Source organism: Sulfitobacter sp. NFXS29 (genome assembly GCF_040148765.1).
Taxonomy (GTDB): Bacteria; Pseudomonadota; Alphaproteobacteria; order Rhodobacterales; family Rhodobacteraceae; genus Sulfitobacter.
In genome coordinates, this window is the sequence record NZ_JAGDED010000005.1 from 64,449 (window position 1) to 80,076 (window position 15,628).

At 60.1% G+C, this 15,628-nt stretch carries 15 protein-coding genes; 7 read left to right on the forward strand and 8 right to left on the reverse strand.

Going from position 1 to position 15,628, the window contains the following annotated elements; translation table 11 throughout:
- Positions 1–112: 112 nt before the first annotated feature.
- The 3 genes from rpsO (at position 113) to J3456_RS09885 (ending at position 3,491) form a co-directional block, all read left to right on the forward strand.
- Positions 113–382, forward strand: a complete 270-nt coding sequence (gene rpsO, locus J3456_RS09875; RefSeq protein ID WP_067624299.1) for a 30S ribosomal protein S15 — start codon at positions 113–115, stop codon at positions 380–382.
- A gap of 282 nt (positions 383–664) precedes the next feature.
- The gene (gene pnp / locus J3456_RS09880) at positions 665–2,800 is read left to right on the forward strand and encodes a polyribonucleotide nucleotidyltransferase (RefSeq protein ID WP_349580109.1); all 2,136 of its coding nucleotides are present in this window, start codon (positions 665–667) and stop codon (positions 2,798–2,800) included.
- A complete protein-coding gene (locus tag J3456_RS09885) occupies positions 2,763–3,491 on the forward strand; it encodes a sulfotransferase family 2 domain-containing protein (RefSeq protein WP_349580111.1) in 729 nt (242 codons plus the stop codon). The genes pnp and J3456_RS09885 overlap by 38 nt, the downstream gene beginning before the upstream one ends.
- Here J3456_RS09885 and J3456_RS09890 read toward each other — a convergent pair.
- From J3456_RS09890 to J3456_RS09910, 5 genes are all read right to left on the reverse strand, one after another.
- Positions 3,473–4,606, reverse strand: coding sequence for a capsular polysaccharide export protein, LipB/KpsS family (locus tag J3456_RS09890; protein WP_349580113.1), 1,134 nt, complete (start codon positions 4,604–4,606; stop codon positions 3,473–3,475). The genes J3456_RS09885 and J3456_RS09890 overlap by 19 nt on opposite strands.
- 52 nt (positions 4,607–4,658) lie before the next feature.
- Positions 4,659–5,312: a peroxiredoxin gene (locus J3456_RS09895; protein WP_259947226.1), complete on the reverse strand. Its 654-nt coding sequence runs from the start codon at positions 5,310–5,312 to the stop codon at positions 4,659–4,661.
- Positions 5,313–5,496: 184 nt separating this feature from the next.
- Positions 5,497–6,144, reverse strand: a complete 648-nt coding sequence (locus tag J3456_RS09900; protein WP_349580115.1) for a pseudouridine synthase — start codon at positions 6,142–6,144, stop codon at positions 5,497–5,499.
- 48 nt (positions 6,145–6,192) lie between these two features.
- On the reverse strand, positions 6,193–6,651 hold the full coding sequence (gene msrC / locus J3456_RS09905; RefSeq protein ID WP_349580117.1) for a free L-methionine (R)-S-oxide reductase MsrC: 459 nt from the start codon (positions 6,649–6,651) through the stop codon (positions 6,193–6,195).
- Between the two features lie 74 nt (positions 6,652–6,725).
- Entirely contained in the window at positions 6,726–7,898 is a 1,173-nt protein-coding gene (locus J3456_RS09910) for a thiolase family protein (protein WP_349580118.1), read from the reverse strand.
- A gap of 87 nt (positions 7,899–7,985) precedes the next feature.
- Between J3456_RS09910 and J3456_RS09915 the strand changes: the two genes are divergently transcribed.
- The 3 genes from J3456_RS09915 to J3456_RS09925 all read left to right on the forward strand — a co-directional run bounded on the left by J3456_RS09915 (position 7,986) and on the right by J3456_RS09925 (position 10,595).
- Positions 7,986–8,324 carry an STAS domain-containing protein gene (locus tag J3456_RS09915; RefSeq protein ID WP_120352124.1) on the forward strand — a complete coding sequence of 113 codons (339 nt, stop codon included), beginning with the start codon at positions 7,986–7,988 and terminating at the stop codon, positions 8,322–8,324.
- Between the two features lie 4 nt (positions 8,325–8,328).
- The gene (locus tag J3456_RS09920; protein WP_349580119.1) at positions 8,329–8,793 is read left to right on the forward strand and encodes an ATP-binding protein; all 465 of its coding nucleotides are present in this window, start codon (positions 8,329–8,331) and stop codon (positions 8,791–8,793) included.
- Positions 8,794–9,017: 224 nt separating this feature from the next.
- Positions 9,018–10,595, forward strand: a complete 1,578-nt coding sequence (locus tag J3456_RS09925; RefSeq protein ID WP_349580120.1) for a gamma-glutamyltransferase family protein — start codon at positions 9,018–9,020, stop codon at positions 10,593–10,595.
- Positions 10,596–10,631: 36 nt separating this feature from the next.
- Here J3456_RS09925 and hspQ read toward each other — a convergent pair whose 3' ends face one another.
- The gene (hspQ, locus tag J3456_RS09930) at positions 10,632–10,958 is read right to left on the reverse strand and encodes a heat shock protein HspQ (protein ID WP_067261750.1); all 327 of its coding nucleotides are present in this window, start codon (positions 10,956–10,958) and stop codon (positions 10,632–10,634) included.
- 306 nt (positions 10,959–11,264) lie between these two features.
- Between hspQ and J3456_RS09935 the strand changes: the two genes are divergently transcribed.
- Complete coding sequence (locus J3456_RS09935) at positions 11,265–11,855, forward strand: transglycosylase SLT domain-containing protein (RefSeq protein ID WP_067936426.1); 591 nt, start codon at positions 11,265–11,267, stop codon at positions 11,853–11,855.
- Positions 11,856–11,926: 71 nt separating this feature from the next.
- Here J3456_RS09935 and J3456_RS09940 read toward each other — a convergent pair whose 3' ends face one another.
- Positions 11,927–12,532 carry a LolA family protein gene (locus J3456_RS09940; RefSeq protein WP_349580121.1) on the reverse strand — a complete coding sequence of 202 codons (606 nt, stop codon included), beginning with the start codon at positions 12,530–12,532 and terminating at the stop codon, positions 11,927–11,929.
- A gap of 177 nt (positions 12,533–12,709) precedes the next feature.
- Positions 12,710–15,625 carry a DNA translocase FtsK gene (locus J3456_RS09945; RefSeq protein ID WP_349580122.1) on the reverse strand — a complete coding sequence of 972 codons (2,916 nt, stop codon included), beginning with the start codon at positions 15,623–15,625 and terminating at the stop codon, positions 12,710–12,712.
- Positions 15,626–15,628 lie beyond the last annotated feature (3 nt).

Consider the following 15,628-nt stretch of genomic DNA (forward strand, 5'->3'; position numbering starts at 1 on the left):
TACGCCCCCATCGCCTGCTGATTCCGTCAGCGGGTGATATCTCCATGGGCCTGAGCTGGACGACATCCCGGCCTGCGCCATCCATTTAAACTCTTTTCGAAAGGAGACCCCGATGTCGATTACTGCTGAAGAAAAAGCAAAAGTCATGAAAGATTTCGGCACCAAAGAAGGCGACACAGGTTCGCCCGAAGTACAGGTTGCCATTCTGACCTCGCGCATCGTCACGCTGACCGAGCACTTCAAGACCCACAAAAAAGACAACCACGGTCGCCGTGGTCTTTTGAAAATGGTCGCGACGCGCCGCAAGCTGCTAGATTACGTTAAGGCCAAAGATGAGTCCCGTTATCAGGACCTGATCAAACGCCTCGGCCTGCGCCGCTAAATGCGGACAGCCCGCCGGGGTTCCCGGTGACAGGACGACCCAAACCTCCCGGCCCGCGCCGGGAGGTTTTTTGTTGCGCGCAGGTCAGCACAAAGTGCAACGGAAAGAAGCCGCCGCTCACAGCCCCGCTGCGACAGAACGCTTCCCATTTGCCTTGAAAACCTGTATGTCCGCGCAATCTGAAATCCGGCGCGCGGACTCCTGCGCCTGAAAAAGAAGATACCGGAGTCAGGGGCAATACGGCCCCTATGCAATGGCCAATGGGCCAAAAAGGAAACGTAGATGTTTAATGTAACGAAAAAATCGATCCAGTGGGGCGAAGAGACGCTGACACTGGAAACCGGTAAGGTTGCCCGTCAGGCGGACGGGTCGGTGATTGCCACGCTGGGGGAAACCAGCGTTATGGCCAACGTGACGTACGCACGTCAGCAAAAGCCGGGCCAGGATTTCTTCCCCCTGACCGTGCACTACCAAGAAAAATATTATGCCGCCGGTAAAGTACCGGGTGGCTTCTTCAAGCGTGAGGCCCGCCCCACCGAGAAAGAAACCCTGACCGCGCGTCTGATCGACCGTCCGATCCGCCCGCTCTTTGTCCCCGGCTTCAAAAACGAAGTTCTGGTGATGTGTACCGTGCTGAGCCACGATCTGGTGAACGACCCCGATATGGTCGCCATGATCGCCGCTTCTGCCGCGCTGACCATTTCCGGCGCGCCGTTCCGTGGCCCGATCGCTGGCTGCCGCGTGGGCTATGAGGATGGCGATTACATCCTGAACCCAACAATCGACGACATGCAGGACCTGCGCCTGAACCCTGAGCAGCGCCTCGATCTGGTTGTCGCCGGCACCAAAGACGCCGTGATGATGGTTGAATCCGAAGCCTATGAGCTGTCGGAAGAGGAAATGCTGGGCGCGGTGAAGTTCGCCCACGACCAGATCCAGCCGGTCATCGACCTGATCATCGATCTGGCCGAAGACGCCGCGAAAGAGCCGTTCGACTTCCAGCCCGACGACTACTCCGAGCTGTCCGCCGCTGTAAAAGCCGCTGGTGAAGACGAAATGCGCGCTGCATTCGCCATCGCCGACAAGCAAGAGCGCACCGCCGCTGTTGCCGCCGCCCGCGAGACGATCAAAGGCAAGCTCAGCGAAGAGCAGCTTGAGGACAAGAACCTCGGCTCCGCGATGAAGGGCCTTGAGGCCAGCATCCTGCGCGGCGACGTGGTGAAAACCGGCAAGCGTATCGACGGTCGTCGCACTGACGAAATCCGCGACATCGTAGCGGAAACCGGCATCCTGCCGCGAACCCACGGTTCGGCGCTCTTCACCCGTGGTGAAACGCAGGGCCTCGTTGTGACCACACTGGGCACCGGCGACGATGAGCAATTCATCGACGCGCTGCACGGCAACTTCAAATCGAACTTCCTGCTGCACTATAACTTCCCCCCCTACTCGGTTGGTGAAGTTGGTCGCGTGGGCCCTCCCGGCCGTCGTGAAGTTGGCCACGGTAAGCTTGCTTGGCGTGCCCTGCAGGCGGTTCTGCCCGCAGCGACAGACTTCCCCTACACCATCCGTCTCGTGTCCGAGATCACCGAATCCAACGGCTCCTCGTCGATGGCATCGGTCTGCGGTGGCTCGCTGTCCATGATGGACGCAGGCGTGCCGCTGAAATCGGCTGTGGCCGGTGTGGCGATGGGTCTGATCCTCGAAGAAGACGGCTCCTACGCAATCCTGTCGGATATCCTGGGTGACGAAGACCACCTCGGCGACATGGACTTCAAAGTGGCCGGTACCGAAGCGGGCATCACGTCTTTGCAGATGGACATCAAGGTTGCAGGCATCACGCCCGAGATCATGGAAAAAGCTCTGGCTCAGGCCAAAGAAGGCCGGATCCATATCCTTGGCGAGATGAACAAAGCGATCTCGGGTGCCGCGGACTTCTCCGTCCACGCCCCGCGCATCGAGACCATGCAGATCCCCACCGACAAGATCCGTGAAGTGATCGGGTCCGGCGGCAAGGTAATCCGCGAGATCGTCGAAGTCTCCGGCGCCAAAGTCGACATCAACGACGAAGGCATCATCAAGATCGCAAGCGCCAATGGCGACGCCATCAAGAAGGCCTATGACATGATCTATTCGATCGTGGCAGAGCCCGAAGAAGGCGCGGTCTACAACGGCACCGTCGTGAAGATCGTCGATTTCGGCGCCTTCGTGAACTTCTTTGGCAAGCGCGACGGTCTGGTCCACGTGTCCCAGATCGAAAACCGCCGCCTGAACCACCCTTCGGACGTTCTGAAGGAAGGTCAGGAAGTGAAAGTGAAGCTCTTGGGCTTTGACGATCGCGGCAAGGTGCGCCTGTCGATGAAAGTCGTCGATCAGGAAACTGGTGAAGAAGTCGATAAAGAAGAAGCGGCTGAAGGTTAATCCTTCTCCGGCATTACTGGCCCCGGCGGTTCATCCGCCGGGTTTTTTCTCGGGGGAACCTCACACCATGCCAATCTATCCCGCCCTTAACCTTGTCTTCGTGCATGTGCCGAAAACAGCGGGCGGCGCGATAGAAGAGCTGCTGGAGCCCTATAGGGCCCCCGGACGAAAGACGACGTTCAACCGGCTCGTCGCAAAACTACCCATCAAAAGAGCCATCACCCGCGCCTATATTCCGGGCCATGCTACTGCGCTCTACCTCCGCCGCCGTATGGGATCGAAACAATGGGACGCCTACAGCAGCTTTGCAGTGGTGCGAAACCCTTACGATCAAGCCATATCAGCCTATGAATTCGAGCGGCAGAACACCCGTCATCATCGTCACAGCCGGAGTGTACGGATGAATTTCCTCGATTACGTGAAAGCGCGCGACCTCGGACAATCCGCTTTTGTCTGCGATCAAAGTGGCCGTGTCATCGTCGACCAGCTTATCAAATTCGAAAGCCTTCATGCAGACCTCGACGCGTTTTTCGCAGACCTAAACATTAAAGAACGGCTGCCCCGTCAAGGCAGCCGCAATACTTCTGACAAAAAGCCCCGCGAAAGCTACCTCACGCCAGAGGTTATCTCCGTCATCAACACCAAGACGCGCGCCGATTTCGACAATTTCGGCTACGAAATGATGTCCTGACCCGCCCGGCGGCGCAGCTCAAAGGCTAGGTTATCGGGCAAATCGTTATAGCTGCCATGCAAAAGGTAGCGGTTCCACAAATAGCCCAGAAATTGCTGACGTAGCACCTCGTCTGGCCGAAAGTCCCGGTTCTGCAACGCTTTGTTTAATGCCGCTGCATCCGCTGCCCGCTGAGCCAACCCTTCGATATTATAACAGGCTTCGCCTAACGTGATCACAGGTTTATCGTGCAGCAGCGCCTCGATCCCCACGGTCGAGTTCAGCGTCATCACAGCGCGCGATTGTTCCAAAAGCTCAGAGGTGATGTTCCCATTCGCAAAGATCACACGTGGATGCGGCGGGAGATGATTTTTGACAGAATGCTTAAAGGAGGGGTGTTCTTTAATGACAAATACTTCGCCCGGATTGTCCTCGGCTGCTGCGGTCACGACCTCTAAAAAATGCGCCATGTCCCGCACCCAAGGGGAATGTAGCGTCACCTGCATGTCCGACGGCACCTGAAAAGGAACAAAGACAAACCCCGGCGCTAGATCAACCTTTTCAAACTGACGTTTGGACGGACGGTTGTTGACCGTCTTCGGCAGGCCTTCAGATGCAAAGTCAGCATCGCGGTAAAAATCTGGGGATCTGGGGATCGAATTTGCACCATTCAACCCCTTGGGGTCAATCTGCAGGGTGTTAGGAAAAAACCCACCCTCTACAAAAACACGCGGAAGGGTACGAGAAACTGCCGCCAAAACAGATTCAGGATACGCCGACCCGTTAAAAATAAGCGTACAGTCAGGCACTTGCGCCTTTATCTCTGCCTCAAGCGCCTGCTTCAGCAGCCCCGCTTGCGTCATTTTCACACGTCGATAAATCCCAGCAACGACTTTGTTAGAAAAGATCTGCGGCACACGGATACGCTTCCGGTCAAGGTTGCCTTGCACCAATGCACCAGCCTCAGGATCAGGAGAGACCACCTGCCCAATCAAAGCTCTCAGGGCCGCACGCCAGCCGCGCCGCGCGGCCAAACTTCGTAAAACAGCGCCCGTATTTGTATTAAATGTGGTAATATCCGGCGCGAGTTTTGCATCAAACTCTGCAAGCTGATCGCCATCTAGTTTGAAAAACATAGCTGCTTCATTCCCCGGAAGTAAGGGGCCGCAACGCGGCCCCAATCGCGCCTCAGCCCGGCAGCTTCGCCTTGCGCAGATAAGGCAGCACAGTATCAAACGCCCCGAACTTCGCCTTGGCATCCTCATCCGACACAGTTGCGGGAATGATCACATCCTCGCCAACTTGCCAATCTGCTGGCGTCGCTACCCCGTTCTTACCGGCCGTCTGCAACCCATCCAACGCGCGCAGAACTTCAGCAAAGTTACGGCCCACATTCATTGGATAGGTCATGCTCAGCTTCAGCTGCTTATCCGGCCCAATGATAAAGACCGACCGCACAGTGGCGCTGTCATTCGGCGTGCGGCCATCGGGCATATAGGCTTCTGCAGGTAGCATATCAAAAGCCTTCGACACCTCGAGCCCTGCGTCAGCGATAATCGGGAAACCGGCTTTTGTGCCCGCAACCTTCTCAATATCGCCCTTCCACTTTTTATGCTCTTCAACCCCGTCAACGCTGACGCCGATCACCTTGGTGCCGCGCTTTTCCCACTCATCGGAAAGCCGCGCCACGGCACCAAATTCGGTCGTGCAGACGGGGGTGAAATCCTTCGGGTGCGAGAACAGGATCGCCCAACTGTCACCGACGAACTCATGCAGCGAAAAACTGCCCTGATCGGTTTCGACGGTAAGGTCGGGAATAGTGTCGTTGATACGCAAGCCCATGATATCCTCCGGGTCAATCTGTGAACAGATAGGCTAGAGGTAATCGCAAACCCCGCCATTTTCACCCCCCGATTGCTACAAAGCAAAACTTCACCGCAGCGCCACGGCCCCCTTCTCCTTCATCCTTTCTTAAATACCGATCCCGCCCCCGCCTCACATCGAAAGGCTGGGCACGGAGCGCCCTTCAGAACGGCGCTTTCGCCCGCACCTTGGTCGATGCCCCGCCCTGCGGATGGTTAAACCGCAACTCTTCACTGTGCAGCATCAACCGCGGAAAATCCCGCGCAGGCCCGGTGGCATAGAACGGATCGCCCAGAATAGGATGCCCAAGCGCCAGCATATGCACGCGCAGCTGGTGGCTGCGTCCTGTTTTCGGGAACAGGCGCATGCGCGCGGTCTCGCCATCGGACTTGATCTTTTTCCAGTCGGTCTGCGCGGGCTTGCCGGTCTCATGGCACACCATCTGCAGCGGGCGATTGGGCCAATCTACGATCAGCGGCAGATCGACCGTGCCGGCCTTCTCTTCCGGCACACCCCAGACCCGGGCGACATAGGTTTTTCGCGTCATGCGCTTTTCAAACTGCAGCCCAAGATGACGCTGTGCATGGGCCGTCATCGCAAAGATCATCACGCCCGAGGTGTCCCGATCCAACCGATGCACCAGCAACGCCTCGGGAAAGACCGCCTGCACCCGCGCGATCAGGCAATCGGCCAGATGCTCGCCTTTGCCGGGTACGCTCAGCAAACCAGAGGGTTTATCAACCAGCAAAACTTCGGCGTCTTCGTGCAGAATGACCAGCGGGTCCTGCGGCGGGTTATATTCGCTATCCATGGCTCCCCCTCGCAGATGCCGCCCCGCGGATCAAGCGGCGCGTGGCCGTCAGGCGACCGCGGCGAAACTGTCTTTGAGGATCGCGGCCAATGCATCGGCATCCGTTTGGGTGAATGCATTAGGCTGGTCGCTGTCGATGTCAAAGACCCCCAGCAAATCCCCCGCCCCGTTCCAAACCGGCAGCACCAGTTCCGACCGTGTCGACGACGCGCAGGCGATATGGCCGGGGAAGGCATCGACATCTTCCACCAACTGCACCTCGCCGGTGCGCGCCGCAGCGCCACAAACCCCGCGCGAAAACGGTATCACCAAACAGCCATGGCCGCCTTGATAGGGTCCGATCTTAAGCAACTCAGGCGCGGTGACACGGTAGAACCCGGTCCAGTCGAACCGGTCATCTGCGTGATGTACCTCGCAGGCAATGGTGGCCATCAGCGCCACGGCATCGTCTTCGCCCTCCGTCAAAGCGGCGATGGTTTTCGATAGGGTTTGGTAGTCGACTGTCATGGAAAAACTCATATTGCGGATAGAGAAAGGGAGGCAGCTTGGCCCCCCTTTGGATACGTCAAAAAGCCGTGGGATCAGGGGCGTTCAATCGCGATGGCCGTGCCTTCGCCGCCGCCGATGCAGATCGCCGCGATACCGCGCTTCAACCCGCGCTTTTCCAGCGCGTTCAGCAGGGTGACCATAATCCGCGCGCCCGAGGCACCGATGGGGTGGCCAAGCGCACAGGCGCCGCCGTTGACGTTCACGATGTCATGCGAGAGGTCCATTTCATGCATGAAGGCCAGCGGCACCACGGCGAAGGCTTCATTGACCTCCCACAGGTCCACGTCCTCTTTCTTCCAGCCGATCCGCTCCAGCAGTTTCTGCGCTGCGGGCACGGGTGCGGTGGTGAAAAGCCCCGGCGCTTGGGCGTGGCTGGCATGGCCGACGATCCGAGCGCGGATAGTCTGGCCGCGGGTCTTGGCTGTCTCCTCATCCGCCAGCACCAGCGCCGCCGCCCCGTCTGAGATCGACGAGGAATTCGCCGCCGTCACCGTACCCCCCTCACGGAAGGCCGGTTTCAACTGAGGGATCTTCTCGGGCCGGGCGCTGGCAGGCTGCTCATCCGCGCCGACCGTGGTGCTGCCCTTGCGCGATGTCACCTCAACCGGGGCGATTTCATCGGCAAAGGCACCGCTCTCTTGGGCTTCAATCGCCCGCGACAGCGACGCGAGTGCATAGTTGTCCTGCGTCTCACGGGTAAACTGAAACCGCTCGGCGCAATCTTCGGCAAAGGTGCCCATCAGACGGCCTTTGTCATAAGCGTCTTCCAAGCCATCAAGGAACATATGGTCGATCACCTGCCCATGGCCCAACCGCGCGCCGCCGCGCATTTTCGGCAGCACATAGGGCGCGTTGGTCATGCTCTCCATGCCGCCCGCGACCATCACATCGGTATGGCCAAGCGCGATCTGGTCAAAGGCCATCATCGCCGCTTTCATGCCAGAGCCGCACATTTTATTGAGCGTGGTGGCGGGCACCTCTTCGCCCAGCCCGGCCTTGAACCCGGCCTGACGCGCGGGCGCTTGGCCCTGCCCTGCGGGCAAAACGCAGCCCATCAGCAGCTCCTGCACCTCGGCGGGGTCCGTCGTTCCCAACGCCGCCTTGATCGCGCTGCCGCCCAATTCGGCGGCTGTCAGCCCTTGGAAAGCCCCTTGAAAACCGCCCATCGGGGTTCTGGCTGCACCGGTTATCACGACATTGCGCATCACGTTCTCCTAGAATTGCACCGCACACCAGTTGGTAAGGTTTTACGGTTAATCACGTCTCGAACTTCAAAGTCTTGAGGCATGTTTATGGAAGTTTCCGCCAAAACAGAAGACCGCTTTTGCGTGGTCAGCGTGCTGCACGAACGGATCGACGCCGCCGCCGCGCTGGAGTTCAAGGACGCGGTGCGCCGCGCCACGACCCAAGCGCCATCGGTGGTGATCCTAGACCTCCACCGGGTTAACTTCATCGATTCCAGCGGGCTGGGCGCGATCGTGGCGGCAATGAAACACTTGGCACCGCAGAGGGCCTTGGTGCTGGCCGGGCTAACTCCGGCGGTGGAAAAGGTCTTTACCCTTACCCGGATGGATACGGTCTTTGGCATTTTTCACACGCTAGACGCTGCCCTCAGCGCGCATCGGGGATAGCGCCATGCGGCAACCCGCCGCGCGCTCTGCGCTCTGCCCGTTTGAGATCACCGTTCACAGCGGCCCCCACGCCGCGCGGGAGGCGCTGACACTCCTGCTCGACAGGCTCACCTGCCTTGCGCTTGAGGCCGAAGAGGTCTGCGTGGTGCGATTGGTCGTCGCCGAAATGCTCAACAATATCGTCGAACATGCCTATTCGGATGCCGACCTCCCCGGCCCCATCCATATTGCCTGTCATCATGCGCCCGATGGCCTGCACCTTGCCGTGTCGGACGAGGGGCTGCCGATGCCCGATCTGCAAGCGCCCTTGGGCCTGCCGCAAGAGATCGACCGCCCGGTCTGCGATCTTCCCGAAGGGGGCTTTGGCTGGTTTCTGATCCGCGATCTGGCAAAAGACCTGAGCTATCGCCGCCTGGCCCAAGAAAACCGGATCGACCTGCGGCTCCCGGTCGGGTTGCCGCCGCGTTAACACCTGCGGCAGAGCGGCAGGCAGATTTCGCAAAACGGCCCCGCTGGGATCACAATTGCGCCTTGGTTGTAGGGCAAAAGAATGCCTGTAGCTGCAAATAGCTTCCCTCGGCACCGTGTTTAATAGCCCCCACCCAGTACGCGGTGCCGAGGATCTTTCCCCCGCATTGGCAGAACCGAAATGACCGTCTAGGGTCACGCTGATATATCAGCGAGGGACAGCACATGCGCGATTTTCACTTTCCCGGCCGGTCACCGGTCTTGGCCACCAATGGCATCTGCGCCACGTCGCACCCGCTCGCCGCGCGGGCGGCGGTAGATATTCTTGCGCGCGGGGGCAACGCCATGGACGCGGCCATTGCCGGGGCCGTTCTGCTGGGCATTTGCGAGCCGCAGATGACCGGGATCGGCGGCGATTGCTTCGTGCTCTACTCTCCGGCGGGGAGCGAAGAAGTCCATGCGCTCAACGGCTCAGGCCGCGCACCCGCGGCGCTGGACGCCGCCAAGCTGCGCGACAAGGGCGAGAAGACGGTGCCGCTGCGCTCAGCCGATGCGGTGACCATTCCCACCGCCATAGATGCCTTTTGCCACCTGTCAGACAGCCTCGGCAAGCTGGGGCTGGACGCGCTGCTGGCCCCTGCGATCCACTATGCCGACGCCGGGGTACCCGTCGCCCCGCGCGTGGCTTTTGACTGGGCCACGGACGGCGGCACCCTTCAGGGGCGTGCGCGGGACCACTTCCTCATCAAAGGTAAAACGCCCCGCGTCGGTGATATTTTCCGCGCACCGGGACAGGCCGAAGTGCTGCGTCGCGTGGCCGCGAAAGGGCGCGATGCCTTCTACACCGGAGAGATCGCCGAAGACATGATCGCCACCCTGCAAGCCGCAGGTGGCAGCCATAGCGCCGAGGATTTCGCGGCGGCTCGCGCCGAGGTCTCGACGCCCGTGTCGGGCCACTACAAAGACCTCGAAGTGGTCGAACATCCACCTAATGGCCAAGGGGCGACCGCCCTGCTGCTGATGAATATCCTAGATCACTTCGACATCGCCGGAATGGACCCGCTGGGGGCCGAACGTCTTCACATCGAGGCCGAGGCCACCAAGCTTGCCTATGACGCGCGCAACCGGTTTCTGGCGGACCCGGATCACACCACGCGGCTTGAACATATGTTGGCGCCTGAGACCGCCCGCGCCCTTGCAGCGCTGGTCGATCCCAAACACGCCATGGCCGCCGCCGCGCCGATTAGCGAGGCGGTGCACAAAGACACGATCTATATCACCGTGGTCGATGGCGACGGGATGTCGGTCTCACTGATCTATTCGATCTTCCATGGCTTCGGCTCTGGCATCGCGTCGGACAAGTTCGGCATCCTGCTGCAAAACCGTGGCGCGGGTTTCACGTTGGAACAAGGCCACCCGAATGAGCTGAAAGGCGGCAAACGCCCGATGCATACGATCATCCCCGGCATGATCCGCGAAAACGGTCGCGTGACCATGCCCTTTGGCGTGATGGGCGGGGCCTATCAGCCCTGCGGCCACGCGCGCTTTGCCTCGAACCTCACCGATTTCGACATGGACGTGCAAAGCGCCATCGACGCGCCGCGGGCCTTTGCCGATGGGCAAGTAATGAAGGTCGAACGCGGCTTTGGTGACGATGTCCGCCAGAAGCTAAGCGATATGGGCCATAGGGTTGAGGTGCCTGAAACGGCAATCGGCGGCGCTCAGGCGATCCGCATTCGCGACGATGGCGTGCTGGAAGGCGCGAGCGACCCGCGCAAGGACGGGTGCGCCTTGGGGTATTGATGAAAGGTCTGGCGGGCTGGCAACGGCCCGCCGGGCTCAGTTCATCTGGAAATGTAGCGGATAGGCACCATCGGTGAAGGGGCCGAAAAGATCGGGGATATCGGGATGATCCACAGGCTCCCCCGAATAATCGGCCACGAGGTTCTGCTCAGACACATAGGCCACATAGTAGCTCTGATCATTCTCGGCTAAGAGATGATAGAAGGGCTGATCTTTCACCGGACGGTTCTCTTCGGGAATCGCCTCATACCATTCTTCGGTATTGGCGAATTCCGGGTCGACGTCAAAAATCACACCCCGAAAGGGATGCTTCTTGTGACGGACGATCTGCCCGAGGTGATATTTTGCGCGCGTACGTATCATAACATGCTGCCCCTACCCCTCGACGGTAGCCCTTTCAAGGGGCTTTTGTCCAATCAAGGCGGCGCTGCGCGGGGAAACAGACTGTGAACGCAGCACCGACAGTGGGTTTCCGGCAGCACGCTGCGCGGGCGATCAACAGGTTTGTCGGAATTTCGCGGAATACCGCCTGCGCAGGGCTGCGCGGTCAGCGCAATATCGCGCAACGCGGCGGGCATTTTCCCAATTTAGTGATGTGATGAAGGGGGTGAATCGGTTAAAGTCCTTTGAAAAAACGTCCCCTAACAAAAAACGAGAGGCGAGAGGCAGATGAGCAAGCATTTTTGCGCAATGATGATCGTACTGCTGGTGGCATCCTGCGGCGGCGGGCCTCAAACGGCCCCGCGTGATCTGGATAACGCCTGCACGATCCTGAAAGAACACCCCGACTATCTGAGGGCATTCCGCGCGACCGAGCGCAAATGGGGTGTACCGATCCACGTGCAGATGGCCACCATCCACCAAGAAAGCAAATTCGTGGCCGACGCGCGGACGCCGTTCAAATACGTGCTGGGCGTGATCCCGATGGGCCGCCAGTCCAGCGCCTTTGGCTATTCACAGGCCTTGGACGCGACATGGGATGAATATCTCGAATCCGAGGGCCGCTGGCGTGCGAAGCGCGATGAGATTCGCGACGCGAGCGATTTCATGGGCTGGTACATGAACCTGACGCGCGACCGGAACGGCATTTCCCTGCATGACGCCCGGAACCAATACCTCGCCTATCACGAGGGGCACACGGGTTTTTCCCGGCAAAGCTACAACAGCAAGGCTTGGCTTGTCGGGGTCGCGGGCAAGGTCGATTCCCGCGCCAAACTGTATGAAAGACAGATCGCCGGCTGCCGTTTGGGCCGCTGGTAAAAAAGATCTAATCCAATGCAAAACGCCCCGGCTGGATCAGCCGGGGCGTTTTTTTTGTTCAGCAAGGCCGCTTAGCGTTTGCTGCCTGCCCGTGCGCCTGCGGTGTCAAACAGGCTGTTGGAGATATTGCCCCCCACCTGCATGTCACCCAGCACAACGGTCGTGGCGCTGCCATTGCCGTCGTTGATGATCCACTGACGCAGCTGCACCGGGTTGCCGGTGAACTTCATCTGGATGTTGCCATATTGCGGGTTGGCGGGATCTTGGGCCGTGACCGTAGTGGCGGTGCCGTCATAGCTGTGACCCGTCACCATTTTCGCGCGGCCCAGATTGACGTTTTCCCCCAAGATGATCGACAGCGGGGTGCGCGCCAACGGGTAAGTCTCTGCCGGTTGGTTGGATTTCTTGTCATAGATCACAACCGTATTGGCACCCGCGACGACCAGACCGGAATCAGGGGCGTTATATTCGAAACGTACCTTACCGGGGCGTTTGATATAGATCGTGCCCGAGCTGATCGACCCATCGTCGTTGATCTGGGTAAAGTCGCCCTTGGCGGTGCGAAGCTGGTTCAGATAGCCCGAGATCTCGTTCAGCGACAGTTGCTGCGCCGCCGCCGCGAGGGGGGCCGATACGGCCAGACCAACCGCCAGAATAGCAGAAGTAAGTTTACGCATGTTGTTCGTCCTGTGTTGCCTCACGTTCTGACATAGGGCGGGTGGGCGTGATATTCGATATCAGGGGGCGGTTTTTCGCTATCGCGGCCTCTGCCCCATAAAAAAACACCGCCGGGAGGGAGGCCCGGCGGTGTTTTCATGACCGCCCCCCCCCCGAGAGGGGAGGGGGCGCGTCGTTTATGCCTGTTCCGGCACCAGAATCTCGCGCTTGCCGACATGGTTGGCCGGAGACACGAGCCCCTCTTCCTCCATCTGCTCGACCAGACGCGCGGCTTTGTTATAGCCGATCGCCAGTTTGCGCTGGATGTAAGAGGTCGAGCATTTGCGGTCTTTGATGACCACCTGAACAGCGGTGTCATAAAGCGCGTCTTCGCCATCGGTATTACCGCCAAGGCCCAGCACCGCGTCGATGTTGCTTTCCTTGTCCTCAGACGGGCCTTCGACCACGCCACCGACATAGTCCGGCTCACCGAACTGCTTGAGGTGGTTGACGATCTCTTCGACCTCTTCGTCGCTGACGAAGGGGCCGTGGCAGCGGGTGATCTTGGCCCCGCCCGCCATATAAAGCATGTCGCCCATGCCCAGCAGCTGCTCGGCACCCATTTCACCCAAAATTGTGCGGCTGTCGATTTTCGAGGTCACTTGGAAGGAAATCCGCGTCGGGAAGTTCGCCTTGATCGTGCCGGTGATAACGTCCACGGACGGACGCTGCGTCGCCATGATCAGGTGGATACCCGATGCCCGCGCCATCTGCGCCAGACGCTGGATGCAGGCTTCGATTTCCTTGCCCGCGACCATCATCAGGTCGGCCATCTCGTCGACGATGACAACGATATAGGGCAGTGCCTCGGGGGTGTTTTCCTCGGTCTCAAAGATCGGCTCGCCGGTATCTTCGTCAAAGCCAGTTTGCACGGTACGAGAGAACATCTCGCCCTTGGCCAGCGCTTCGCGGACACGGCCGTTGTAGCCTTCGATGTTGCGCACGCCCATCTTGGACATCTTGCGATAACGCTCTTCCATCTCGCCCACGGTCCATTTCAGCGCGACCACAGCCTTTTTCGGGTCGGTCACAACGGGGGACAGCAGGTGAGGGATGCCGTCATAGACCGACAGTTCCAGCATCTTGGGGTCGATCATGATCATCCGGCATTCCTGCGGCGTCAGCTTGTACAGCAGCGACAGGATCATCGTGTTGATCGCCACGGATTTACCCGAACCGGTGGTCCCCGCGATCAGCAGGTGAGGCATTTTCGCAAGGTTGGCGACAACCGGATCGCCGCCGATGTCCTTGCCAAGCGCCAGCGGCAGGCGCTGGTTGCCATCGCCAAAATCACGGCTCGACAGGATTTCGCGCAGGATCACCTTTTCGCGGTTCTCATTGGGCAGTTCGATACCGATCACGCTGCGGCCCGGCACGGTGGAGACACGCGCCGACAGCGCGGCCATGGAGCGCGCGATATCATCTGCCAGACCGATCACACGGCTCGCCTTAAGACCCGGCGCAGGCTCAAGCTCATACATGGTGACCACGGGACCGGGGCGCACGGCGACGATCTCGCCCTTGACGCCGTAATCATCGAGCACGGTTTCCAGCATCCGCGCGTTTTCTTCCAGCGCCTCGTCGCTCAGGTGCAGGCGCTGCACGCTCTCGGGGCTTTCCAAAAGGCTTAGCGGCGGCAGTTCGAAACCGGGGTGCGTGTCGTCAAAGGTCAAGGTGGGCTGGGCTTCGACCTGCGCCTGTTTCGAGGGTTGGACGGCCTTGCGGACCGGCTGCTGCACCACTTTGCGCGGCTCGGCCACGGGGATTTTCATCGCCTCCGGCGCAGGCGCTTGCTGCAAAGGCAGGGTTTCAGAGGCCACTGTATCCTCGTAGCCCTGAACCATCGGCTCTTGCATCACCCGCTCTTCGTGCATCGGTGCCGGTGCCGGCTCGGGCTGAACCTGCGGTTTGCGCAGCAGCGGCTCGGGGCGCAGGGTGGCCGCGCCTGCGGTCAACGGCGGCTCGGCGCGCAGGGTGGCGGGCTGGCTGGTGTTCAGCAACAGCGGGTCCGGCCCGCGGCCCCGCCCCTTGGTCAGCGGCGCAGTTGTCGGCGTGTGGATCGCATTGGCATTGCGGACGCGGTTCTTGATGACATCAGCGATCTTGCTTTTGATGCGCTCCTCGCCCGGTGTCTCATCCACGATGGCGTCGCTGTAGGTCTCGATCAGTTCCGGCTCGGGCATATCGTCCGCCTCGGGGCGTTTGATAAGACCGGGCATGCGCCCAAACAGGCTGCGCGGCTCTGCTTCCTGCTCAGGCATAGGGGCTTGCTGCGCGTAATAATCCTGACCAGCATCCTGTGCAGCCCAAATCTCGGCTTCCTCAGCCTCCTGACGGCGGCGCTCCCGGCGTTCGGCCTGACGAGCCGACAGGTTCTGCGCGGCAACGACGGCACCGCTGGCCCCCCGGCCCAACAAGGTCATCAACCCGGCATAGGCCATAATCAGACCGACCAGCAGGAACCGCGCGATGCGCATCAACTCAGCCTTGGTAAAGCCCAGTACAAAGGCACCCAAGGCCACGATTGCCACGCCCATCAAAAGCGACATCAGCTTGACCGTCAGGGTCGAGCCAATGGGCAAGATCGTCAGCAGCGCGCCCATGACGGTATCGCCAAAAAGCCCGCCCAGACCGAAGCTATGGGTGAGCAGCCATTCCTGACCGGGGGCCAGCGTGGCGGCATAGATGGCCCCAAGCGCCACGGCGATGGGGGCAAAGATCAGACGCCCGAGGGCGCGGTCATCGCCCTGATGCAGCGCGAAACGCCCGCCCCAGAACAGCAGAACAATGGCAATGCCCCAAGCGCCCCAGCCAACGATCATGAACAACGGTGCGGCGATGGAGGCACCGATCCGGCCCATCCAGTTTTGCACCGGCGCATCCGTCGAGACCATCCAGTTGGGATCGTCGGGCGTGTAGCTGCCGATCATCATGGCGGCCATAATGCCCAGCATGATCAGCGCCAGCCCCAGCAGTTCACGACCGCGCTTTTCAATTGCCTCGGCCATGTTGCTGTCTAGCAATGGATCGCGTCCCCGTGTCTGATATGCCATGTC